Genomic DNA, 22,802 nt, shown 5'->3' on the forward strand with positions numbered 1-22,802 from the left:
AGTTAGGAGTTAGTTAAAGCAGAAAAGCACCCTTATAGGGTGCCCAAAAGCAAAGCCACCTGCTATGCAGGTGGATTATTTACAGCTGCGCTCTTATGAAGCGGTCGGCGCTTCAGGGCTTGCTACACCAGAACCATCGCCAGGAACCGCTTGTGTTCCAGAAGACGCACCTTCGTCAGGAGATACTTCAGGCGCAGGGGCGCGATACTCATGTGTGCGGATCTGGATCAGGATCCCCATCAATGGGTGGTCGATGTAATGCAGCTCACCACTGCGAAGTCGTCTGGTCTGATTCAGACGATAGCTATACAGGTAAGGTTCCATTTGCTGCTGTGCAACCAGCGTTCCACCGGCTTCCGGATCTTCCTGCTGGCCAAATGGCAGCGTTTCGGCTGCGAATTCATCGGTAACCAGTTCATCAGCAGAAAGTGTTGGTTCGGGGGCCGCTAGCAGTGATGCTTCTCCATCGACTGCTGAATCATCTTCCAGCGACGTTGCACCTTCGATGTTTTCCGCGACAGGAACGATGCGCTCACCTTCGATGTGATAGCTGAAATCTGCATCGATGTAGAGGTAGTGTTCAAGATATACGCGGAACAAGCCATCAAGTTCCCAAACGGGTAACACTGGCTCTTCTGGCGAATCAGTGACTTCTGACAGTATTTCATCGCTAGATGGTTGAACTGGCTGTTCACCTTGCCCCTCCTGTGCCTCTAGCAGGGCAACGATATTATCCTGCACCTGCTGCTCTGAAAGCGGGGCTTGCTGTTCAGGCTGGTCTGAAACGGGAGTGTCCATTCCGGAAGAGTCCAGGCCTAAAGTGTCTGCACCGGAAGCCTGCAACTCACCGTCAGGGTTGTCCGCAGCAAGGCATTCACCTTCGAAAGTGACAGTACCTTCGGGACAATCAAGCAGGCTAGGTGTTGGCTCAATCTCTAATGTTGTTGTGCCATCAGGATTGAACTGCTCCGAAAAATCTCTGCCTGCAAACAGGTGCCAGCGCGGACTGCCCCTGCGTGGCACCATCTCTTGGCGCCAACCGGTGTGAAGCATTAATTTGAATTCTGGACGTTGAGAGATCACCTGGCGCTGCTTGGTCAACTGCAGCGATGACTCATCAATCAGATAAGGCGCTTTGTCCTCTGAGGGCATGGACGGCGCTGTGACGACCTGGGGTACATTGGCCAAAGCCTTATGTGGTTGCGGCTCTGTCAAAGCAGTTTCAGCTGTGTCATCGCACACTGGTGGCAGGGTCGTTTGCTCTTCACCAGCAACTGCTTCGGCCAAGACGTCATCACCACTTGCATCTGAACCAGGCGCTTCCGGGCCGGGTTCGACGCCCCCTGTATCATCGATGGGTGCGTTAGTGGCCTGGTCATCGCCCACAATCGCATCTGCCGGGATACAATGGGATTGTTCTGACGCTTCCGGTTCAGGAGGAAAGAGCAGCGGCGCCAATAGATCAGGCGCATCTTTTGTCACGATACGTTGAGATTCTGACGGCCAATGTTCGTTTACGCTGCTTGCAGGCACATTTCGAGTAAAAAGAATCACTTCAACTTCGAACCAGCGAGGTTCCATCTGTTCTGCCTGTACACTCGGCGCAGCTGTGATACTTGATGCCAGCAAGGTAGGCACCAACAACTTGTTGAGGAGGGGACGTCGCGTCATCAACCTCTGTCCTTATCTGTTAATTCACTGCTATGTTTTCTGAATTCTGCCAGCATTTGCTCTATTAATGCCAGTCGTTGTTCATAGCTTTGTGACGGTATGACAAACCTCAGCTTATCAGCACCTTCCAAACGGTATTGTGCAGGCTGGGTTTGAATCAGTTTAATGATAAATGCCGGATCTACCGTGGTTTTGGCATTGAACTCTACTGTGCCGCCTTTGGCATGGGCATCAATGCGAGCAATGCCCAATTTCTGCGCGTGTAACCTGAGTTCGTTGACACGGAAAAGGTTCTTGGCTGGCTCAGGAAGCAAACCAAAGCGGTCAATCAGTTCAACCTGCAGCTCATCAAGAGATGACTGGTCGGTTGCACTGGCAATCCGTTTGTAGAAAGAGAGCCTCAGGTTGACCTCAAAGATGTAGTCATCAGGCAGCAGAGCTGGGATCTTTAACTCGATCTCGGTCTGTTTGCCCATATCCTGCTCGAGGTTTATCTCTTCGCCACGCTGAAGGGCTTCAACCGCTTTCTCCAACATATCCATGTAGAGACTGAAACCGATGGCGTTGATCTGGCCACTTTGCTCGTCTCCGAGTAATTCGCCTGCACCACGGATCTCAAGATCGTGTGTCGCCAGGGCAAAACCTGCGCCTAAATCCTCCAACTGCGCAATCGCTTCTAACCGTTTTTCAGCATCTTTGGTCAGGCGCTTAGGTGGAGGGGTGAGCAAGTAGGCGTAGGCCTGGTGATGAGATCTACCAACACGACCACGAAGCTGATGCAACTGTGCCAGACCTAAATGGTCGGCCCGGTCCATGATAATAGTGTTGGCAGAGGCAACATCGATACCTGTTTCAATAATGGTGGTACATAGCAGCACGTTGTAGCGTTGGTGATAAAAGTCTGACATCACCTGTTCCAATTCGCGCTCTCGCATCTGACCGTGGGCGATGGCGATACGCGCTTCAGGAACAATGGTACTCAACTCTTCGAAAGTGCGCTCTATGGTATCTACGCTATTGTGCAGGAAATACACCTGTCCACCACGGAGCAACTCACGCATGATCGCTTCACGGATCAGGTGTTCATCTCTTTGCCTGACGAAGGTTTTAACCGCCAGACGTCTGGCAGGTGGTGTCGCAATGATGGAGAGATCACGCATCCCTCCCAACGCCATGTTTAATGTCCGTGGGATCGGAGTTGCGGTAAGCGTGAGAATATCGACATCGGCGCGCAGCGCTTTGATTTTTTCCTTCTGGCGAACGCCAAAGCGGTGCTCTTCGTCGACGATGAGCAGTCCCAGATCGTTAAAGTCGATCTGTTGTTGGATCAGCTTATGGGTGCCGATAACAATGTCTACCTTGCCTTCAGCCAGTTGATCTAACACTTGCTGCGTTTGTTTCGCCGTGCGGAAACGTGAAAGTACTTCGATGGAAACTGCCTGGCCCGCGAAACGATCACGGAAGTTATCATAGTGCTGTTGAGCCAACAGGGTAGTGGGGACCAGTACGGCCACCTGTTTACCATTGCTCACCGCAACGTAGGCTGCCCGCATTGCTACTTCAGTTTTACCAAATCCAACATCACCACAGACCAAACGATCCATCGACTTCTCAGCGGCCATGTCTTTGATGACTGCGTTGATCGCCTGCTTCTGGTCTATCGTCTCTTCAAATGGGAAGCTTTCAGCAAAGGCTTCATACTCGTTGTCCAGCTTGAAGCTGACGCCAGTTTTCGCCGCGCGGTTGGCGTAGATATTGAGCAGCTCTGCGGCGACATCGCGTACTTTTTCTGCCGCTTTTTTCTTAAGTCGGCCCCAGGTTTCGCTTCCCAATTTATGCAGTGGAGCGTGTTCTGGTTCGGCACCGGAGTAGCGGCCAATAAGATGCAGCGAGGAAACCGGGACATACAGTTTGTCGCTTCCGGCGTACTCCAGAGTTAAGAACTCGGTCTTGATGCCACCTGCTTCGAGCGTTTGCAGTCCCGCGTAACGTCCGACACCGTGATCAAGGTGGACCACCGGCTGACCTTCCTGAAGCTCAGCCAGGTTTCGTATCAACTGGTCAGGGCTGAGGCTACGGCTGCTTTTCTGACGTCTGCGCTGTTTTACGCGATTTCCAAACAGCTCGGTCTCAGTGATGATATTGAGAGGCAGAGAGCTCAGATAAACCGAGTGCTCAAACGGCGCAATGAGAATGCCGTAAGGGGCGTCAGTATCTATAAAGTCGTAAATCGAAACCTGTTTTTCAGGCTTTATTGAGGCTTTACCCAAGAGTTCTAACAGCGCTTCTTGGCGGCCTTCTGATTCAACCACAAACAGCGTACGCCCAACCTGTTGCTTCAGGTACTCGATTAGGTGAGTCAGGGGCTGAGCAAACTTATGGTTTACCGCGATATCTTCAACGTGCTTGGCGCCTAAGTTAGAACGCCCCACCTTAGTTGGCTGAACCTCTTTAGATAGCTGTGCTCTGGGCCATGCTTTCAGCTGGCCAAACAGCTTGTTGGGCTCGATAAACAGGGAAGCGGGTTTGAGTATCGGCCTTAAAGGATCGACTGAGCGGTCATGATAGCGCTGTTCAACATCTTTGAAAAAATGCTCTGCAGAGGCGACCAGATCGCCAACCTGCAATATCAAGCTATCTTCTGGAAGGTAATCAAACAGTGAGCCAACGTTTTCATAAAATAGCGGCAGATAGTATTCGATACCCGCAGGGAGTAGCTTCTTGCTTACTTGTTGGTAGAGCGACTCTTTGGCGTTGCTAACACTGAACTGTTCGCGGAACTGACTGCGGAAACGTTCGATCGCGTCATCATCAGTTGGAAACTCGTGTCCAGGCAGCAGTTCAATCTTTTCAATCGGAGACTCTGAGCGTTGTGTTTCAGGATCAAAAGGACGAATTGAATCTACTTCGTCGTCAAAAAAATCGATACGAAACGGCGTCTGGCTTCCCATAGGGAACAGGTCAAGGATCGAGCCGCGAACACTGAATTCACCATGCTCCAGCACCTGTTGAACATGATGGTAGCCGGTTCTGCTGAGCTGCTCTTTGAGCTGGTCCAACGCCAGTTGCTGACCATTTTTCACGACAAGTGAATGGCCTGCGAGATATTCTGGTGGCGCGGTAACCAGCGACAAGGTCGATATTGGAACAATCAGCGCGAATTTAGCTTTGCTCGCTTTTGCCTGTTGCAAGCGGTACAGCGTTAAAAGCCGTTGAGAGACGATATCCTGATGGGGTGAAAACGTATCGTAGGGCAGCGTTTCCCAGTCCGGAAACAGCTGGGCATCGATCTCTGTGCCTTGCAGCAGATGTGATAGCTCAGACTCGAGCCTTATCGCATTCGGTGTATCTGATGTGACAACGACGGTTACACCAGCTTGCGCCATGATCGCTTCGGCGATGGCAAGAGACTCTGCGGTAGGAAGCGCTTGTCCCCATTGCTGGATATCACCAGCTGCCTTGGGCAGCTGGGCTTTGAAAAGAGTGTTACGGCTAGATTGGCTCATTAGTCCCTGAAACGTTTGGTTAGGTCCTGGTAATCATCAATGCGGCGGTCGCGCAGATAGGGCCAAATGCGACGTACATCCTCGCAGCGATCTATATCAATAGTGGCGGTTAATATAGTGGCTTCTTCACCAGCATGGGCAAGAAATTCCCCTTGTGGGCCTGTGATGAAACTATTGCCCCAAAACTGAATACCCGGGGTCGTATCCGCAGGATCTGGTTCATGCCCAACGCGGTTGCAGCTCAACACGGGCAGACCGTTGGCGATGGCATGTGCTCGCTGAATGGTGATCCATGCGTCAGTTTGACGTGATTTTTCAGCGTCATCATCTCTTGGATCCCAACCAATGGCCGTGGGATATATGAGTACTTCAGCGCCCGCCATCGCCATCAGTCTGGCGCCCTCTGGGAACCACTGGTCCCAACATACCAGCACTCCGAGTTTGCCTACTGAGGTTTCGATGGGTTCAAAACCCAAATCGCCGGGCGTGAAGTAGAATTTTTCGTAAAACCCAGGGTCATCAGGGATGTGCATCTTGCGATATTTACCCGCGATGGTGCCGTCTCGCTCTAACACCACCGCTGTGTTGTGATACAACCCGGCGGTACGGCGCTCAAAAAGTGAAGAGACAATAACCACATTCAACTCTTTGGCTAGTTTTCCCAGGGTATCGGTACTGGGGCCTGGGATCGGCTCCGCCAGGTCAAACGTATCCACGTCCTCTTGCTGGCAGAAGTAACGGCTCCTGTGCAACTCCTGCAGCACCACAAGCTCAGCTCCGTCCGCTGCCGCTTGTCGAATAAGGTCACAGGTGTGGGCCAGATTATCAGTTACATTGTCGCCGCAGGCATGCTGGAGTAGGGCGACGTTAAGTTGCCGGGACATGATTAGTGCTCCGATTGTGGTTGCGGATAGGCAAGCGTGCCTTTGGGCAGCTGCATCGTCAGGCAGTGAAGACTACCAAATTGCGCGATGATTGACAGGCAATCTACGCCTATCACTTCTCTACCCGGGTACGCTTTTGCGATGACATCTAGCGCCAGGGCATCTGCGTCATCCTGGTAAGTAGGTACGAGCACGGCACCATCGATGATCAGGTAGTTGGCGTAAGTAGCGGGTAATCGATTTCCCTTTTCATCGTACTTAGCCTTTGGCCAGGGCAACGGAAGTAACGAGTATGCTTGTTGCTGGCGGTTCTTCAGTTGCTTGAGCTCCTGCTCCATCGCTTTAAGTTCGTCAAAATGGGCATCATTCTCATCATCACACGCCACATAAACCAGTGTGTCGTTCGGCGCAAACCTAACCAGCGTATCTATGTGGCTATCCGTATCGTCACCCTCCATAGCGCCCTTGGTTAACCAGAGGAAATGATCTGCAAACAGGTGCTCTGACAGTGCGGTTTCGGTTGATGCCTTATCGAGCGATGGATTACGGTTTGGGTTAAGCAGGCACTGCGCCGTCACTAACAGGGTACCTAAGCCATCACTTTCGATGCCGCCACCTTCCAATACTAAAGGGATGGTTTTTAGTGGTGTTTTGAATACGCCTTGTTCTTGTAAAGCGTCATTGATCAGGTTGTCTTTGTCGCTTTCGTACTTGCCGCCCCAACCATTAAAGGTGAATGAAAGCGGCTGCATCTCATGGCCATTGAACACAGTGATTGGACCATGATCGCGTGCCCAGGTGTCATTGCTCTCGGCGATAAGGATCCTGACGCGTCCCATCTCGACGCCCGCCTTGTTTAACAAGGTAGCGATATGTGCACGCAATGCCAGGTCATTGGCAACGATGATTAACCTTTCGAATCGAGTTACCGCTTTGGCTAATTCGATAAAAACGGCTTCTGTTGAGGCTAAGTTATCGGCCCAATCCGTTCCTTTATGTGGCCAGGTTAGCATGACGGCATCTTGTGGGGCCCATTCTGAAGGCAAGTGGGCAGAGCGCTGGATCACGCATCTTCTCCTTTTCGTTTTTCGGCGCGCTTTTTTAACAGCTTTGATTGCACATGCAAAGTGGCGCGTATCAGCAATTCATGATCTGACTCCCTGAGTCGACAGAATTTTGCTGAGACATGGAATTGCTCTTCCACCGATTCGCAACCTGTTACCTGGGCGTAGGCATAAACTGCGCTGGCTTCATCGTGAAGGAACAGCTTTACCTGCAGATAACTGCCTTCGGTGACTGCCTTGTCAGATTCATAGATAAACTCGCTGGCACCAAAGCTGACGGTATGGTGCCTGAGCTCTGGATCGTCTTGCATCGAAAGAATGTAGCCCATTATGACATTAATTTTTCGTGCCTGTTGTTCCAGAAACGCTGCGATTTCGTCGCCAGTATCACCCATATTTCTGAGCGCGCGCGCGGTCCCTGAATCAACCGTCGATACTTCTGATGCCAGCTTAAACGCGTCGGGTATCTCGTCGTCCAGTTGCTCGAGAGTCGGGAGCTCTGAGTCGTCAACGAGGGGGGTGACGTTGAGCGGTAAACGGTGAGGCACTGAAAAATATTGATCACTCATAGGCTATTTCAACCACTTGCTTGTTATCCGGCGTCATAACCTTTTATTATCCCCCCTGTTTACGCATACATACAACTAAAGCGTTAATCCGCAAAGGAAGTGATGTTTCATCCTGCCAGCCTGTTTATCGGTCTTAGATACAGCCGCGCCCGAAAAGGGCATGGATTTATCTCGTTTATTAACTTCTTCTCCATCACCGGCGTTACCCTCGGGGTTGCTGCGTTGATTATTGTCACCTCTGTGATGAATGGCTTCGAAGGCGAGCTAAAGCGTCGCATTTTGGGCATCGTGCCGCAGGTGACTATTGAAGCTGCCGATGCGCCGTCCACTAAAGAGTGGCCATCGTTAGTTGACCGGGCATCAACACACCCCAAGGTTCAGGGAGCAACACCTTTCATCGCTGCTGAGGGTATGGCGCAAAGCTATAAAACGCTTCGCGGTGCCATGATTTATGGTGTATGGCCCGAATACGAACGTCAGCTTTCGACGATCGGCAATCACATGATTGCCGGTGAGTTGCGTAATTTGGAAAGTGGCAAATATGGCGTTGTGTTTGGGCGGGGTATGGCGGCCAAACTTGGTGTAAATGTTGGAGATACTGTTCGCTTGATGGTGGCGGAGGGCAGTGTCTACACCCCAATGGGAAGAATGCCCAGTCAGCGCAGATTTAATGTTGTCGGCATGTATGAAATCGGTGCTGATATCGACAGCTTGGTGGTTCTGATCCACGGCGAAGATGCCGCCAAGTTAACCCGTAAACCCAAGCAAAGTGCTGAGGGTGTTCGCCTTTACCTGGATGATGCATTTGATGCCGACAGGGTCGCCAGTGAATTGGCCCAAAGCCTTGGAGAACAATGGCACCTGGATACCTGGAGCAAAAGTCAGGGCAAACTGTTTGCTGCTGTGAAAATGGAAAAGAACATGATGTGGCTACTGCTTTCTCTGATCATTGCAGTAGCGGCATTTAATATTGTGTCAGCCTTGGTCATGTTGGTGGGTGAAAAACGCGCCGAAATAGCGATTCTGAAAACTCTGGGACTTACCCCAGCAGGTGTGCAGATGGTGTTTTTACTCCAAGGCATATACAACGGTGTGCTTGGCACCTTGTTAGGGTTGGCCATTGGCAGTGCGGTTGTGCTCAATTTAGACGTGCTGACTCCCATCTTAGGGTTGCCCCTCGTTCCGGCACCGGGCATAGGTATGCGGCCTATGCCGGTGGATTATCAAACTGGCCAGGTGGCTTTGCTGACCCTGACGGCAGTTTGTCTTTGTGTATTAGCAGCCTATTATCCCGCGCGTCGCGCATCTAAGATTCAACCAGCGGAAACATTACGTTATGAGTAAACCTTTATTGGTGTGTGACGATGTCACCAAAACCTATCAGGAAGGAAGTCTGACTACCGAGGTGCTCAAAGGCGTCAGTTTGTCGGTGAATGAGGGGGAGATGCTTGCGATTGTGGGTTCATCAGGATCGGGCAAAAGTACGCTCCTGCATCTTATGGGCGCATTGGACTCGCCCTCCAGCGGTAAAGTTGAGCTTGATGGCGATGATATCTACTCCTTAAACGCGACCCAGCAATGTCGCTTGCGTAACGCCAAGTTAGGGTTCGTCTACCAGTTTCACCACCTGCTGCCAGAGTTTAATGCGCTAGAAAACGTTGCGATGCCATTGCTTATTGGCGGTACCAATGGCAAAGAAGCGAGAAAAAAAGCGGCGGATATGTTGGAGCAGGTTGGTTTGTCCCATCGCCAGAAACATCGCCCATCTGAGCTTTCCGGGGGGGAGCGTCAGCGCGTTGCCATTGCCCGTGCTTTGGTGACAGAGCCCCGATTGGTGCTGGCTGACGAGCCAACGGGAAATCTGGATGCCAAAACCGGCGATGCGGTGTATCAATTGATGTTGGATTTGAATCAGCGCCTGGGTACCAGTTTTGTTGTGGTGACACATGATTTAGCGCTTGCTGAGCGATTACACCGTAAGGTTTCTCTGGTTAACGGTCAGCTAGAGGAGCAAAGCAGCTAATGCGGCAGTTAGCACTTTGGGTGGCTTTCAGGTTCAGCCGGGCCAGACAACGAAATCGTTTTATATCGTTTATTTCTGCATCTTCAACCATGGGCATAGCCCTTGGTGTGATGGTATTGATCACCTTGCTGTCAGCCATGAACGGTTTTGAGCAGGCGCTTAAAGATAAGTTGCTATCGGTGGTGCCTCATGGTGAGGTGACTGCCGTACGCGACCCGATTACAGACTGGTACAGCTATGCTGGCCCGTTGTTATCAGACCCTGCCTATGTTGCTGCTGCACCGTTCGTTAAGTTCAATGCCATGCTGGAGCGTGGGGGTAAGATGCGCGCTATCGAAGCGCGTGGCGTTGACCTTGATTATGAGTTTGGTGTGTCTGGTATTGATCAGTACCTGCTGCCGGAGCCTGCATCTACCTTGGTGGAAGATGAGCTATGGCTGGGCGTGGGGATTGCAGAGCATTTGGGTGTGGATGTAGGGGATAAGGTGATGATGCTTATTCCAACGCTGGATCCTGAAATGAAAATGCGCCCCCCTGAACGCAAGTTGTTCACTGTTAAACGTCTTATCAGCATGGGTGGTGAAATGGATGCCCGAGCTGCATTGATCTCCATTAAAACAGCGTCAGAGTTGGGAGGTTGGGATCGCGGCGTGCAGGGGATCCGATTTAAGTTTGCGGATGTGATGCAAAGCCCTGCTTTAATTCGTGCCGCAGCCTATGAGATGCCACATTACCTTTACATCAGTGATTGGACCCGTACTCAGGGACATTTGTACAGTGATATCCAATTGGTCCGTGGCATTGTCTATCTGGTTTTAACACTGGTGATCGCCGTGGCCAGTTTTAATATTGTTTCGACCTTAGTGCTGGCTGTGCAGGATAAACAGTCGGAGATCGCCATCCTAAAAACCATGGGCTCAAGCAATGGCATGATTATGCGCGTATTTATGTTCCAAGGATTGTTTAATGGCTTACTGGGTAGCGTCATAGGTTCAGTATTGGGCGTGTTGCTGGCGGGGTCTCTTGGAGATATCGCTAAGTTTGTTGAATCACTGACAGGCCAAAAATTGCTGGATCCAGAGATTTACTTTATCGACTTTCTACCGTCGTTGCTGCAACCATCCGATGTGTTGGCGACAGCCATAGTCGCTGTAGTTCTGTCTTTGCTGGCAACACTATATCCCGCCTGGACGGCGAGCAAAGTGCAGCCCGCCAGCGTATTGGGACAAACGATTTAACCTCAGATTATTTTGATGTTTCGTTAGTTCGCTGCTGGCGTTGACGCCAGTGGCGGACTATCGAGTAGCGCCAAAACATGCGGATAATGAAGTAGCCCAAGGCGCCAGCAATAATCCCGCTGATCCCGCAACCTACCAGAAATGGATAGCCAAGGTGAGTGAAGCTGTCTACCACGCCTTGCCAGCTGAGTTCGAAACTAAACTGCTTTTCACTATTCCCAGTAACCCAAACACCCACCAGATACGCGCCATAAAAGATAGGGGGCATGGTGATGGGATTGCTGATCCAGACCAGCGCCACGGAGAGAGGCAGGTTGGTTCTTACCAGAATAGCGATAGATGCAGCGAGTAGCATCTGAAACGGGATAGGCATAAACGCACAAAACAGCCCAACAGCAAATGCGCCAGCTGCAGAGCGTCTGTTTAAGTGAAACAGGTTGGGATCATGCAGAAGGTTGCCGAAAATTTGTAGATATTTATGCGACTTCACGGTTTCATGGCTGGGCATCACCCGCTTTAACATCTTTTTTGGCATATAGTGAATAGACCTGATCTCAATCGTTTACGTCTGGCATTTGCAAACCGCTCTTTTTGGCTTTATCGCTGGCGCAATTATAGCCGCCAATCTACCAATCGTTCCTTCGCCCTGGATTGCTATTGCTACCAGTGCGATAGCGCTTTGCCTTCCCAAAAGGCTTGCTCCCTTTGTTCTGGGCGTGCTTTTAGGGCTGGGTTGGATTAGTTTCCATAACCAGCAATACGAAGCTCAACTGGTGCCGGATGCATTTGCGGGGCGAGACATTACCACAACTAATAAGATAATTTCATTACCACAGCGCATAGATGATGGTTGGCGATTCGTTGCGGAAACAAAGCAAGAGGGTGAAGAGGCGTGGCATGGTACCTTAAGGCTGAGCTGGTACCGTACTGACGAAATTCCAAAGATGGGCGAAATATGGCGCTTTGATGTGCGTTTGAAACCTCCCGTCGGCTTCGCAAATCAGTCAGGCCGTGACTACGAAAGATTCCTACTTAGCCAAGGGCTACACGGCACGGGTTATGTGCGCAGCAAAGCGCCTGAGCTACTTAATCAAAAACAAACCGCCAGGGCGTTGCTGCGGCAAAAACTATTGGTTGTTACTGAAGACTCTAATCATCAAGATCTGATACTTGCCCTGGCGATGGGAGATCGTAGCCTATTAAACTCGGATAGGTGGGAATTGCTCAGGGAGACAGGGACTGCCCACCTTATTGCGATCTCTGGGCTACACATAGGTTTCGTTTATTGGTTAGTGAACGGGCTTTGTAGGGTTTTTAACACTCGTTTGAACGTCACAAGCCAATATCCCAGAGCGCGAATGATTATTTGTTCATTGTTCGCGTTGGGCTGTTGTGCGGTTTACGCCCAAATTTCAGGTATGGCGTTGCCAGCACAAAGAGCGTTGTTGGCCATTACCGTTTGGTGTGCGTTGCAAGCGCTGCAAATACGACTTTCCAGAACCGAATTGCTTTTGGCCTTGTTGGCAGGGGTTATTATCGTTTCCCCATATGCGCTTTATGGCATAAGTCTTTGGTTGAGTTTTGGTGCCGTCGCCAATATTGCCTTACTGAATTGGCTTTGGCGCAAACGTTCGAGAACCAATTTTGTAGGCCGGCTCATTTATGTGCTGACTTTCCAACTGGTACTTTCTGTTTTGCTGGTGCCTGTGTCTTCACTTCTTTTAGGTTTTTTTGCTCCCTTATCCCCTTTGGCAAATATGGTGGTTGTGCCGCTGATTACGCTGTTAACCCTGCCATTGATGATGTTGCTACTTGTTATCCTACCTATTTCGCCCACGTTTGCTTCCTGGTTGGCGATACCTATCGATGAGTTGTTCTCGCTTTTTGTTTATTGGCTTACTTTAATCACGCAGCTTGATCTTGGTGTTATTGAGTGGCCTTCAACCCTACTTGTGTGCTTATTTGCCGCGCTGTTAATTACATTAAGCAACCGCAGGCTATGGCCTATGGCTGTATGTATCGCATCTATTCCGTTGGTGATGGCGTTTAGGCAGATCGATGATCAGTCGTGGCAGGTGGATGTGATTGATGTGGGGCAGGGGCTGTCGGTGGTCGTGCAATCTGAAAACGACGTATTGGTATACGATGTTGGAAACAGGTTTCGCTCTGGGTTTGTCGTCGCTGAACACAGCCTGCATCAGGTATTGAAGGCGAAGGGAATACGAAAGATTGACTGGTTGGTTTTGAGTCATAACGACATTGACCATGTCGGAGGCGCCCAATCCACGTTAAGTAAATTTGACGTGGAGAACATTATGCAACCCAAACCAGATAGGCAGAGTGCGCGTTTAGGTAATTACCATTATTGCCGCCGGGGACAGAGCTTTCGGCTGGGTGATTTGGAAGTTAAGGTTCTTCATCCTGCTAACCCTCTAACCAGAAACAAGAACAACCATAGCTGTGTTTTACATATTTCAGACGGCCATCGCAGTATCCTCTTAACCGGAGATATCGAAGCGTCGATCGAAAAGGCTTTAGTAGAAAAGCGGCTCCAACTTAAAGCAGATCTGGTTGTTGCGCCTCATCACGGTAGTAAAAGTTCCTCTTCGGCCGCCTTTATAGAGGCAGTAGAACCGGATTACGTGGTATTTAGCCGCGGCGCCTATAATCGATACGGAATGCCTCACTCTGGTGTGGTAAATCGTTACCGGAACAGCGGAAGCCGGTTACTTGATACTGCATGCCTTGGCCAAATTACTCTCAAAATGGCCAAAACCGAGATAGAGGTGACTAGCACCAGGGTGGATGGCGCATCATTGTTTTGGCCATTTTGGTATCAGAGTTTGTCGGGATGTCGGCGAGCGATGTAGAATAACCCGCTGATTTTAAATTAAGAGTTTCGAATGCAAAGCGACACTGCCAATACGCATCATTTTAAGCGCCTGCTTTCTTACATTAAGCCGTACAAAGCGGCGTTTATCGCCTCCATTATCGCCATGATTGGCTATGCCGGTGTCGACTCACTTTTTATCTACTCGATCAAGCCGCTGATTGATGAAGGCCTGACAAACAAAAATCCCGAAGTACTTACCTACGCGCCACTGTTTGTATTAGCAGCATTTGTTGTTCGCGGGATCTGTAATTTCGTGTCTACCTATTGCCTGGCATGGGTGGGTAGTAACGTGGTTATGACGATGCGTCAGGCGCTGTTTGAACACATGATTAAGATGCCCGTGCCGTACTTTGACAACCAGACCACGGGACAACTGATATCCAAGATCACTTATGATACTGAGCAGGTCGCAAATGCCGCCAGTAAGACTCTGATTATCATTGTGAAAGAGGGCGCATTTGTGATTGGAATGCTGGCGCTGATGTTCTATCAAAGCTGGCAGTTATCGGCGATCTTTTTGGTGATAGGTCCGATTATCGGTGTCGTCGTTAGTTTTGTGAGTAAACGTTTTCGCAAGATTAGTCGTCAAATCCAAAATGCCATGGGCACAATCACGACTTCTGCTGAGCAGATGCTGAATGGTCATAAAGTGGTGCTTACCTTCGGTGGCCAAAAGCTGGAAGCGGAGCGGTTTTATAAAGTGAATAACCAGACGCGGCGCCAGAATATGAAAATGGTCGCTGCCAGCGCCATCAGTGTGCCAGTGATTCAAATCATCGCATCTTTTGCTTTGGCGACGGTATTGCTGGTGGCCAGCATGGATAGCATGCTTGAGACGCTGACGCCCGGCACATTCACTATCGTGATCACCTCAATGATTATGCTGCTGCGTCCACTTAAACAGCTGACCTCTGTAAATAGCCAGTTTCAGAAAGGTATGGCTGCCAGCGCCAGCATCTTCTCAGTGTTGGATGAGGAGATTGAAAAAGATACCGGTGAGAAAACGGTTGATCGTGTATCCGGAGATATAAAAATCGAAGGATTAACCTTTACCTATCAGGGCAAAGAGGCGCCAGCTCTCAAGGAATTGGACCTGCACGTTGAACCCGGGAAAACGGTGGCCTTGGTGGGCCGTTCGGGTAGTGGTAAGTCCACAATCACCAGTTTGCTCACACGCTTTTACGACTATGAGAACGGTAGCATCAGGGTCGATGGTATTGAACTCCATGACTTTACCCTGGCCAATTTGCGTTCTCACTTCGCTATCGTGTCACAGCATGTCACGCTGTTCGACGACACTATCGCCAACAATATTGCCTATGCCTGTGATGAAAGTGTTACCCGAGAACAAATTATCGAAGCAGCGAAAAGCGCACATGTAATTGAGTTCACGGATCAAATGCCAGACGGTTTGGATACTCAGGTTGGAGAAAATGGCGTGATGCTGTCAGGGGGACAACGCCAGCGTATCGCAATTGCCAGAGCGCTGCTGCGAAATGCGCCAATACTGATCCTCGACGAGGCGACATCGGCACTCGACACCGAAAGTGAGCGCCATATTCAAGGGGCGCTGGAAGAACTGCAAAAGAATCGTACCTGTTTGGTTATAGCTCATCGCCTGTCCACCATTGAGAATGCAGATAAGATCGTTGTGCTTGATGGGGGTGAGATAAAGGAGCAGGGGACACATACTGAGTTGTTGTCCAAAGATGGGGCATACGCACAGCTGCATAAACTTCAGTTTGGTGATTGATGTTCACGCCACTTCCTAATGCCTGGTATGACAAAAGTGTTTGGCCGTACATCTTACTGCCATTTTCTTTGCTGTTCTGGCTGATTAGCTCAATCAGGCGTTGGTATATATGCCGCTTTAAACAAGTGACGGCTGAATTGCCCGTTATTGTGGTTGGCAACATTTCTGTCGGTGGAACGGGCAAAACCCCCTTGGTGGTTTACTTGTGCGAACAACTTGCCGCCGCAGGCTATCGACCTGGTGTTGTATCCAGAGGATATGGCGCAACTGCCCCCTCTTATCCGTGGCCTGTTAGTGGCGATTCCAAAGCATCAGAAGTAGGGGACGAGCCACTTTTGATTCACCGGCGTACCGGCGTTCCTGTTGTTGTAGGGCCTGATCGGGTCGCTGCTATTCAGTCACTTACGAATAACTATGACGTTGATGTGATAATTAGTGACGATGGTTTACAGCATTACAAAATGGGCCGACAGATCGAAATAGCGGTTGTAGACGGCCAGCGCCAGTTGGGTAATGGCTGCCTGTTGCCTGTGGGACCACTAAGAGAGCTTAAATCCCGGCTTAGATCGGTAAATTTTATAGTTCAAAACGGCGATGGCCATGGGATTGAAACCGATTTTATAATGACGCTTGAATCCGCTGATGCCATTGCTATAGGAAACAGCGATAGTGCCAAGGTCAGTGAGTTGGGTCCTTTAACTTTGACCGCAGGTATAGGCAATCCCAGTCGGTTTTTTGCTGCTGTGGCGAAACTAGGTGGTGATGTTAGAAAAGAGGTACCGCTGCCAGATCATTGCGGTTTGGATTTGGCGATGCTTGAAGGCCTTAAACAATCGGAAACCAAACTACTGATGACCGAAAAAGATGCGGTCAAGTTAACAGCGGAACCGGCACAAAAAGAGTTTTGGTACCTGCCTGTTAATGGCGTATTGTCTTCAGATCTATCACAAGCCGTGATAAAGCAATTGAAAAGCTAGGTTAAACAAGATGTTAAATGACAAAAAACTACTGGAAATCATCGCCTGCCCCTGTTGTAAGGGCAAGCTAGTTTTAACAAAGGATAACCAAGGCCTGCTTTGTCGCTTTGATAAGCTTGTTTTCCCTATCGATGAAGGCATCCCCGTTTTGCTGGAGAATGAAGCGAGGGCTGCTACCGAAGAAGAGATGGCGTAACTGTTCTAACTAAATGAACAAATTGATACGGGCCAAATAGTTAATTGGCCCGAGCACGAGTATCGTGCAGCAATTAAACACATGCTTTAAGCTCCTTTGGCCAGCCTAACAACTCCAACCTGTTGGCTAATCATTAACCAATGCTGGACCCACACGCCTTTTAAGGGCATAGTGACGTAGATCACACTTAATGTGCGCTAGATCAGTGCGCACTCGTTAATGATGTCCAAAATGCCAGCTTATATGTGGGCAAGGGAAAAGGCAGGGGTAGAGAATGGTTGAAGCGATGGCCGGACTGCTGTTAACAGCGGCAGGTATAGTTGTGTTATCTAAGCAATTGACACTATTGAATCACTCCGGCAAGCGTTATTTTGATTCGCTCAACCGAGGCAAAATGTTTAGTTGGAAAGCAGAAGATCTGATGCGAGTCAGGCGCAGCTTATCTTTTGGTAAGTACTTCATTGGCGCATTGTCTTTTGTACTTGTATGCACCGTATTAGGCTCGATCTCAGCACACGTTGTTCCCTCTGCCTCTTTCGTTTGGTTGACCATAGGCGTAACCACGCTCTGGGCATCGCTCCAATTTCCCGGCGAATTTAAAAAAGAGCTGTTAACAGGCAAATCATTATTGGTTGTCTGCTTGTTCTTACCCTGGCCCATCTTATTGATGGACTGGATGGTTGAACTTCACCCCGGGGTGTTGTTTGGATTTTCCCGCGATCTTTCCCTGTTTGGCATAGAAGATCCCAACCGATTTATGTTGGCTTTCTACCTGTCGGGGCTGCTTACCGTGTCGTTGTTTGCTCTGCGGACGTTTATTCTGATAGCGATGTCGCTACCTGCATTACTACTGGCTAACTGTTTTCGCGCACAACAACATCTGATTCAATGCTCTCACTGGTGTTGGGGCCGCTCTACGGTTGCGGCAACGGCGGTTGTTGCTGGTATCTATTTGAGCTGGATCGGCTAGTCGGTTTAAGGAAAAGAAAAAGGCAGCTTAATAGCTGCCTTTATTGTTTTTTAATAGCGAGACAGGTTATCTGTCTTCAATGCCATTAAACGACTTGTCGATTTCACCAACGTAAAGCTGACGAGGACGACCGATCTTCTGGCCTTCATCACTCATCATCTCATTCCAGTGTGCTATCCAGCCCACGGTACGTGACAGAGCAAAAATCACAGTAAACATATTGGTTGGGATACCAACTGCTTTCAGGATAATACCCGAGTAGAAATCTACGTTGGGGTAGAGCTTCTTCTCAACGAAGTAGCTGTCTTCCAGCGCAATGCGCTCCAGTTCCATTGCAACGTCCAGCAGTGGATCCTTAATGTTAAGGCTGTCCAGAACTTCGTGACATGTTTCGCGCATCACTGTTGCACGAGGATCGTGGTTTTTATAAACACGGTGACCGAAGCCCATCAGGCGGAACGGATCGTCTTTATCTTTCGCGCGGTCGATGAACTCAGGAATACGCTCAACAGAGCCTATCTCTTCAAGCATCTTCAAGCATGCTTCGTTTGCACCACCATGCGCAGGTCCCCAAAGAGACGCGATACCAGCAGCGATACACGCGAACGGGTTAGCGCCAGATGAGCCTGCCAGGCGTACGGTTGACGTAGAGGCATTTTGCTCGTGGTCGGCGTGCAGGGTGAAGATTCGGTCCATCGCTTTAGCAACCACCGGATTTGGTGTGTACTCAGCGCATGGTGTTGCGAACATCATATGCAGGAAGTTCTCTGCATAAGACAGGTCGTTTCGTGGGTACATAAAGGGCTGACCCACGTTGTACTTAAAGCACATTGCGGCAATGGTCGGCATCTTAGAAATAAGGCGATAAGCCGCTATTTCACGATGACGCTCATTAGCGATGTCCAGTGAGTCGTGGTAGAAGGCTGACATGGTTCCAACCATGCCGCACATGATCGCCATAGGGTGGGCGTCACGGCGGAAGCCTTGCAGGCAACGTGTTAACTGCTCATTGAGCATTGTGTGTTCAGACACGATGCGACTGAATTCAGCGTATTGGGCCTTGTTTGGCAACTCGCCATAAAGCAGGAGGTAACATACCTCTAAGTAGCTTGCGTTTTTGGCAAGGTCGTCAATGGCATAGCCTCGGTGCTGTAGGATACCTTGGCTACCGTTGATGAAGGTTATAGTCGACTCGCAAGATGCGGTAGACAGAAAACCTGGGTCAAACGTGAAATAACCATGTTTGCCGAGGGCTCGAATGTCGATGACGTCATGACCCGCGGTACCGGAAAGCACGGGGAGTTCTATCTCCTGGCCACCGACGTGAAGAACAGCTTTCTTCTCCGTCATTTCAGGATTCTCCTTGTTGGAATCGTAATAATGCTCCCAAAATAAAGCGCAGTATTATTAACCGTTGTTTGTAGCAACTGTCAAATTCACTACGCATCAAATCCCATCTTGGATGCATATTAAGTCATTCGAGCATCCGAGTGACTGTACATCACCTCTTGTATCAGAGATTTATTTCAGACGGGAGTAGAATTCTCCCTGATACAAATCAAAATTTAAAGAATTGTAATAAAAAAAACTCACCGATATACTGGCTGCCGTTACCGCCGCAAACCCATATGGCAAGCGGGTTTCACGCTCCTAGATGGTGCAATTCAAACAACTGTTTGCTTGAAATGTGATCCACTTATCAAATTTGGGGTAATAATCAATTATCTCGAAAGTAATATGGTGGTTGTAACGTAAATAATTACGACATTAAAAAAATAAATAGAGGCTCTTTGGAGCTGAGTGAGTCGGAAGTGAAAAAACAAAGACCTGTTAACCTAGATCTCACGACAATACGCTTTCCAGCGACAGCAATCGCGTCAATCCTTCACCGCGTAAGTGGTGTGATAATGTTTTTCGCGATAGCAATTTTGCTTTGGCTACTAAATCAATCTTTAACGTCCCAGACCCATTTTGACCAAGTGAAAGCACTGCTTGATGGTTGGTTCGTCAGTTTTATCCTTTGGGGGATCCTGACGGCACTGGCTTATCACTTTGCAGGTGGTGTTCGCCACTTGATGCAGGATATTGGTTTTTTCGAAGAGTTAGACAGTGGTAAGCGTTCTGCTCATGTAGTTTTCGCCATTACTGTTGTTCTTTCCGTTTTAGCGGGGGTATGGGTATGGTAACTAATGCATCAATGTTTGGTAGAAGCGGTGTCCATGAGTTTGTACTGATACGTGCTTCAGCCATCGTCCTGGCACTTTATTCACTGTTTATTGTTGGCTACGCGCTGTTTGCGCCTGAGCTTACCTTCGATGTTTGGAAGGGGCTGTTTTCTTCGCTGGCCATGAAGATATTCACTTTTCTTGCCTTGATCGGGTTGCTGGTTCACTGCTGGATTGGCATGTGGCAGGTGCTGACTGACTACGTAAAGAGCGCAGCATTAAGAGCACTACTTCAATTTCTGATCAATCTTACCGCGGTTGGCTACGTAGCTGCTGGCTTGTTTATTCTGTGGGGTGTTAAGTGAGTATTCCAACGTTTGAATTCGATGCCGTAGTAATCGGCGCGGGTGGTGCAGGTATGCGCGCTGCCCTTCAAATCAGCCAGGAAGGCAAGTCTTGCGCGTTGCTATCAAAAGTATTTCCTACTCGTTCTCATACAGTATCAGCGCAGGGTGGTATTACCGTTGCACTGGGTAATGCCCACGATGATGACTGGCAGTGGCACATGTACGATACGGTGAAAGGGTCCGACTACATTGGTGATCAGGACGCTATCGAATATATGTGCAAGACCGGCCCTGAAGCCATTATTGAGCTCGAAAACATGGGCCTGCCATTTTCTCGATTTGAAAATGGCCGCATTTACCAGCGTCCTTTTGGTGGCCAATCAAAAGAGTTTGGCGGCGAACAGGCAGCTCGAACCGCAGCAGCTGCTGACCGTACCGGACACGCGCTGCTCCATCTGCTCTATCAGCAGAATGTAAAAAACAAGACCAAAGTTTTCAGCGAATGGTATGCACTGGATCTGGTTAAAAACCAGGACGGACATATTGTTGGCTGTACAGCTATCGATATCGAAACAGGCCAGGTTGTTTACTTTAAGAGTAAAGCGACCGTACTGGCGACCGGTGGTGCAGGGCGTATCTTCGCATCTACCACTAACGCTCACATTAATACCGGTGATGGTGTAGGCATGGCGCTGCGCGCAGGCGTGCCGGTTCAAGATATGGAAATGTGGCAGTTCCACCCCACAGGTATTGCCGGTGCTGGTGTTCTGGTGACAGAGGGGTGTCGAGGCGAGGGCGGTTACCTACTTAATAAAGATGGTGAACGCTTTATGGAGCGTTACGCGCCAAACGCAAAAGACCTTGCAGGTCGAGACGTTGTTGCACGCTCTATGATGACCGAGATCCGCGAAGGTCGTGGTTGCGACGGCCCCTGGGGTACCCACATTAAACTCAAGCTGGACCACCTGGGTGCTGAAGTACTTGAGTCACGACTGCCAGGTATCTGTGAACTTTCCAGAACGTTTGCCCACGTCGATCCAGTAAAAGAGCCTATCCCTGTGATTCCTACCTGCCACTACATGATGGGTGGTATTCCAACACAAGTCAGTGGTCAGGCAATTACTATCGACGCGCAGGGCAACGAGAAGCCAGTTGTTGGCCTGTTTGCAGTAGGTGAGATCGCATGTGTATCTGTTCACGGCGCTAACCGCCTGGGTGGTAATTCACTGCTTGACCTAGTGGTATTTGGTCGAGCGGCAGGTCAGCACCTTGGTGAAGCACTAGATGCAATGACTGAGAGTCGCGATGCGAGTGAGTCAGATCTTGAAGAAAGTCTGTCTCGCATGAACCGCTGGAATAACACCAAGCAGGGTGAAGATCCTGTTCAGATCAGAAAAGATCTGCAGCAATGTATGCAGCTGAACTTCTCTGTATTCCGAGAAGGTAAGGCGATGGCGGAGGGTCTTAAAGAGCTTGGCGAGATCCGCGAACGCCTCAAGACTGCGCGCCTGGATGATGATAGCCAGCAGTTTAATACCCAGCGAATCGAGTGTATGGAGCTCGATAACCTGATGGAAACTGCTTACGCATCAGCAATGGCTGCCAACTACCGAACTGAGAGCCGTGGAGCTCATAGCCGTGAAGACTATCTCGAGCGTGATGATGAGAACTGGCTGTGTCACACCATTTATAGCCCTGAGTCGGAAAGCATGGTTAAGCGAGAGGTGAATATGACACCTAAGCTTCGTGAAGCATTCCCGCCCAAAGCGCGTACTTATTAAGAAGGGGGTATTGAATAATGAAAGTTACATTTTCTCTGTATCGATACAACCCAGATACCGACAACGCTCCCAGCATGCAGGATTATCAATTAGATATTCCCGAAGGCTCGGACATGATGGTGTTGGACGCCCTTATCCTTCTAAAGGAGCAGGATGCGTCATTGGCATTTCGTCGCAGCTGTCGAGAAGGCGTTTGTGGTTCTGACGGCCTGAACATGAACGGTAAAAATGGTCTGGCGTGCATTACACCGCTGTCTGATTTGTTGAGTGACGGTAAAGTTGTTTTAAGGCCTCTGCCAGGATTACCGGTTATTCGTGACTTAGTGGTTGATATGGGCCAGTTCTATGAGAACTATGAGCGCATCAAGCCTTATTTGATTAACGACGGAAAAGAACAGCCAGCGCGAGAGCATCTGCAGTCGCCTGAAGAACGTGAAAAACTGGATGGTCTGTACGAATGTATCCTGTGTGCATGTTGTTCGACGTCATGCCCATCGTTCTGGTGGAACCCGGATAAATTTGTGGGTCCGGCAGGTTTGCTGCAAGCGTATCGTTTTCTTGCCGATAGTCGTGACACTGCAACAGATGAACGACTATCAGAATTAGATGATGCATTTAGCGTATTCCGTTGCCACGGCATTATGAATTGTGTCAGTGTTTGCCCTAAAGGATTGAATCCAACAAAAGCGATCGGCCATATCAAGTCGATGCTGTTACAACGGGCTGTTTAGTCGTTTTAACCAAACTCTCCTAGAGAGTGACGTT

At 49.6% G+C, this 22,802-nt stretch carries 19 protein-coding genes; 12 read left to right on the top strand and 7 right to left on the bottom strand.

Features of this window, described 5'->3' with window-relative positions:
• Positions 1 to 93 precede the first annotated feature (93 nt).
• The 5 genes from ABEA14_RS11320 to ABEA14_RS11340 are packed head-to-tail and all read right to left on the bottom strand — an operon-like array spanning position 94 to position 7,694.
• The gene (locus tag ABEA14_RS11320) at positions 94 to 1,671 is read right to left on the bottom strand and encodes a CsiV family protein (RefSeq protein WP_345340120.1); all 1,578 of its coding nucleotides are present in this window, start codon (positions 1,669 to 1,671) and stop codon (positions 94 to 96) included.
• Positions 1,671 to 5,177 carry a transcription-repair coupling factor gene (mfd, locus tag ABEA14_RS11325; RefSeq protein ID WP_345340121.1) on the bottom strand — a complete coding sequence of 1,169 codons (3,507 nt, stop codon included), beginning with the start codon at positions 5,175 to 5,177 and terminating at the stop codon, positions 1,671 to 1,673. Before mfd ends, ABEA14_RS11320 begins: the two co-directional genes overlap by 1 nt.
• Positions 5,177 to 6,061 (bottom strand): carbon-nitrogen hydrolase, encoded by an 885-nt coding sequence (locus tag ABEA14_RS11330; RefSeq protein WP_345340122.1) that lies wholly within the window; start codon positions 6,059 to 6,061, stop codon positions 5,177 to 5,179. The genes mfd and ABEA14_RS11330 overlap by 1 nt, the downstream gene beginning before the upstream one ends.
• A 2-nt stretch (positions 6,062 to 6,063) precedes the next feature.
• The gene (locus tag ABEA14_RS11335) at positions 6,064 to 7,128 is read right to left on the bottom strand and encodes an agmatine deiminase family protein (RefSeq protein WP_345340123.1); all 1,065 of its coding nucleotides are present in this window, start codon (positions 7,126 to 7,128) and stop codon (positions 6,064 to 6,066) included.
• Entirely contained in the window at positions 7,125 to 7,694 is a 570-nt protein-coding gene (locus ABEA14_RS11340; RefSeq protein WP_345340124.1) for a PilZ domain-containing protein, read from the bottom strand. Before ABEA14_RS11340 ends, ABEA14_RS11335 begins: the two co-directional genes overlap by 4 nt.
• Positions 7,695 to 7,796: 102 nt before the next feature.
• Here ABEA14_RS11340 and ABEA14_RS11345 point away from each other — a divergent pair, with 102 nt between their 5' ends.
• Genes ABEA14_RS11345 through lolE form a run of 3 tightly spaced genes read left to right on the top strand, consistent with a single transcriptional unit; the run spans position 7,797 to position 10,955 of the window.
• Positions 7,797 to 9,038 carry a lipoprotein-releasing ABC transporter permease subunit gene (locus tag ABEA14_RS11345; RefSeq protein ID WP_345340125.1) on the top strand — a complete coding sequence of 414 codons (1,242 nt, stop codon included), beginning with the start codon at positions 7,797 to 7,799 and terminating at the stop codon, positions 9,036 to 9,038.
• On the top strand, positions 9,031 to 9,717 hold the full coding sequence (lolD, locus tag ABEA14_RS11350; RefSeq protein ID WP_345340126.1) for a lipoprotein-releasing ABC transporter ATP-binding protein LolD: 687 nt from the start codon (positions 9,031 to 9,033) through the stop codon (positions 9,715 to 9,717). The genes ABEA14_RS11345 and lolD overlap by 8 nt, the downstream gene beginning before the upstream one ends.
• Positions 9,717 to 10,955 carry a lipoprotein-releasing ABC transporter permease subunit LolE gene (gene lolE, locus ABEA14_RS11355; protein ID WP_345340127.1) on the top strand — a complete coding sequence of 413 codons (1,239 nt, stop codon included), beginning with the start codon at positions 9,717 to 9,719 and terminating at the stop codon, positions 10,953 to 10,955. The genes lolD and lolE overlap by 1 nt, the downstream gene beginning before the upstream one ends.
• A gap of 7 nt (positions 10,956 to 10,962) precedes the next feature.
• Here lolE and ABEA14_RS11360 read toward each other — a convergent pair whose 3' ends face one another.
• On the bottom strand, positions 10,963 to 11,490 hold the full coding sequence (locus ABEA14_RS11360) for a DUF2062 domain-containing protein (RefSeq protein WP_345340128.1): 528 nt from the start codon (positions 11,488 to 11,490) through the stop codon (positions 10,963 to 10,965).
• Positions 11,491 to 11,530: 40 nt separating this feature from the next.
• On the opposite strand from ABEA14_RS11360, the gene ABEA14_RS11365 reads away from it, so the two are divergent.
• The 5 genes from ABEA14_RS11365 (at position 11,531) to ABEA14_RS11385 (ending at position 17,744) form a co-directional block, all read left to right on the top strand.
• Positions 11,531 to 13,825 carry a DNA internalization-related competence protein ComEC/Rec2 gene (locus ABEA14_RS11365; RefSeq protein ID WP_345340129.1) on the top strand — a complete coding sequence of 765 codons (2,295 nt, stop codon included), beginning with the start codon at positions 11,531 to 11,533 and terminating at the stop codon, positions 13,823 to 13,825.
• A 33-nt stretch (positions 13,826 to 13,858) separates the two neighbouring features.
• On the top strand, positions 13,859 to 15,601 hold the full coding sequence (gene msbA / locus ABEA14_RS11370) for a lipid A ABC transporter ATP-binding protein/permease MsbA (protein ID WP_345340130.1): 1,743 nt from the start codon (positions 13,859 to 13,861) through the stop codon (positions 15,599 to 15,601).
• The gene (gene lpxK / locus ABEA14_RS11375; protein ID WP_345340131.1) at positions 15,601 to 16,578 is read left to right on the top strand and encodes a tetraacyldisaccharide 4'-kinase; all 978 of its coding nucleotides are present in this window, start codon (positions 15,601 to 15,603) and stop codon (positions 16,576 to 16,578) included. Before msbA ends, lpxK begins: the two co-directional genes overlap by 1 nt.
• Before the next feature lie 10 nt (positions 16,579 to 16,588).
• Positions 16,589 to 16,774, top strand: coding sequence for a Trm112 family protein (locus tag ABEA14_RS11380; RefSeq protein ID WP_345340132.1), 186 nt, complete (start codon positions 16,589 to 16,591; stop codon positions 16,772 to 16,774).
• Between the two features lie 274 nt (positions 16,775 to 17,048).
• Entirely contained in the window at positions 17,049 to 17,744 is a 696-nt protein-coding gene (locus tag ABEA14_RS11385) for a hypothetical protein (protein ID WP_345340133.1), read from the top strand.
• 66 nt (positions 17,745 to 17,810) lie between these two features.
• Here ABEA14_RS11385 and gltA read toward each other — a convergent pair whose 3' ends face one another.
• Positions 17,811 to 19,094 (bottom strand): citrate synthase, encoded by a 1,284-nt coding sequence (gene gltA, locus ABEA14_RS11390; RefSeq protein WP_345340134.1) that lies wholly within the window; start codon positions 19,092 to 19,094, stop codon positions 17,811 to 17,813.
• A 440-nt stretch (positions 19,095 to 19,534) separates the two neighbouring features.
• Between gltA and sdhC the strand changes: the two genes are divergently transcribed.
• The 4 genes from sdhC to ABEA14_RS11410 are packed head-to-tail and all read left to right on the top strand — an operon-like array spanning position 19,535 to position 22,768.
• Positions 19,535 to 19,930: a succinate dehydrogenase cytochrome b556 subunit gene (gene sdhC / locus ABEA14_RS11395; RefSeq protein WP_345340135.1), complete on the top strand. Its 396-nt coding sequence runs from the start codon at positions 19,535 to 19,537 to the stop codon at positions 19,928 to 19,930.
• Positions 19,924 to 20,274 (top strand): succinate dehydrogenase, hydrophobic membrane anchor protein, encoded by a 351-nt coding sequence (sdhD, locus tag ABEA14_RS11400; protein ID WP_345340136.1) that lies wholly within the window; start codon positions 19,924 to 19,926, stop codon positions 20,272 to 20,274. The genes sdhC and sdhD overlap by 7 nt, the downstream gene beginning before the upstream one ends.
• Entirely contained in the window at positions 20,271 to 22,037 is a 1,767-nt protein-coding gene (gene sdhA, locus ABEA14_RS11405) for a succinate dehydrogenase flavoprotein subunit (protein WP_345340137.1), read from the top strand. Before sdhD ends, sdhA begins: the two co-directional genes overlap by 4 nt.
• A gap of 17 nt (positions 22,038 to 22,054) precedes the next feature.
• A complete protein-coding gene (locus tag ABEA14_RS11410) occupies positions 22,055 to 22,768 on the top strand; it encodes a succinate dehydrogenase iron-sulfur subunit (RefSeq protein WP_345340138.1) in 714 nt (237 codons plus the stop codon).
• The last annotated feature ends 34 nt before the right edge of the window (positions 22,769 to 22,802 follow it).

This window comes from Corallincola platygyrae (assembly GCF_039544265.1).
In the GTDB taxonomy this organism is placed as follows: Bacteria; Pseudomonadota; Gammaproteobacteria; order Enterobacterales; family Neiellaceae; genus Corallincola; species Corallincola platygyrae.

Bases quoted from the DNA above. Each gene is read 5' to 3' on its own strand.
- ABEA14_RS11330 (WP_345340122.1), bottom strand. From the start codon at position 6,061: ATGTCCCGGCAACTTAACGTCGCCCTACTCCAGCATGCCTGCGGCGAC.
- msbA (WP_345340130.1), top strand. From the start codon at position 13,859: ATGCAAAGCGACACTGCCAATACGCATCATTTTAAGCGCCTGCTTTCT.
- ABEA14_RS11385 (WP_345340133.1), top strand. From the start codon at position 17,049: ATGGTTGAAGCGATGGCCGGACTGCTGTTAACAGCGGCAGGTATAGTT.
- ABEA14_RS11340 (WP_345340124.1), bottom strand. From the start codon at position 7,694: ATGAGTGATCAATATTTTTCAGTGCCTCACCGTTTACCGCTCAACGTC.
- lolE (WP_345340127.1), top strand. From the start codon at position 9,717: ATGCGGCAGTTAGCACTTTGGGTGGCTTTCAGGTTCAGCCGGGCCAGA.
- ABEA14_RS11410 (WP_345340138.1), top strand. From the start codon at position 22,055: ATGAAAGTTACATTTTCTCTGTATCGATACAACCCAGATACCGACAAC.
- ABEA14_RS11345 (WP_345340125.1), top strand. From the start codon at position 7,797: ATGTTTCATCCTGCCAGCCTGTTTATCGGTCTTAGATACAGCCGCGCC.
- lpxK (WP_345340131.1), top strand. From the start codon at position 15,601: ATGTTCACGCCACTTCCTAATGCCTGGTATGACAAAAGTGTTTGGCCG.
- ABEA14_RS11360 (WP_345340128.1), bottom strand. From the start codon at position 11,490: ATGCCAAAAAAGATGTTAAAGCGGGTGATGCCCAGCCATGAAACCGTG.
- gltA (WP_345340134.1), bottom strand. From the start codon at position 19,094: ATGACGGAGAAGAAAGCTGTTCTTCACGTCGGTGGCCAGGAGATAGAA.
- lolD (WP_345340126.1), top strand. From the start codon at position 9,031: ATGAGTAAACCTTTATTGGTGTGTGACGATGTCACCAAAACCTATCAG.
- mfd (WP_345340121.1), bottom strand. From the start codon at position 5,177: ATGAGCCAATCTAGCCGTAACACTCTTTTCAAAGCCCAGCTGCCCAAG.
- ABEA14_RS11320 (WP_345340120.1), bottom strand. From the start codon at position 1,671: ATGACGCGACGTCCCCTCCTCAACAAGTTGTTGGTGCCTACCTTGCTG.
- ABEA14_RS11380 (WP_345340132.1), top strand. From the start codon at position 16,589: ATGTTAAATGACAAAAAACTACTGGAAATCATCGCCTGCCCCTGTTGT.
- sdhD (WP_345340136.1), top strand. From the start codon at position 19,924: ATGGTAACTAATGCATCAATGTTTGGTAGAAGCGGTGTCCATGAGTTT.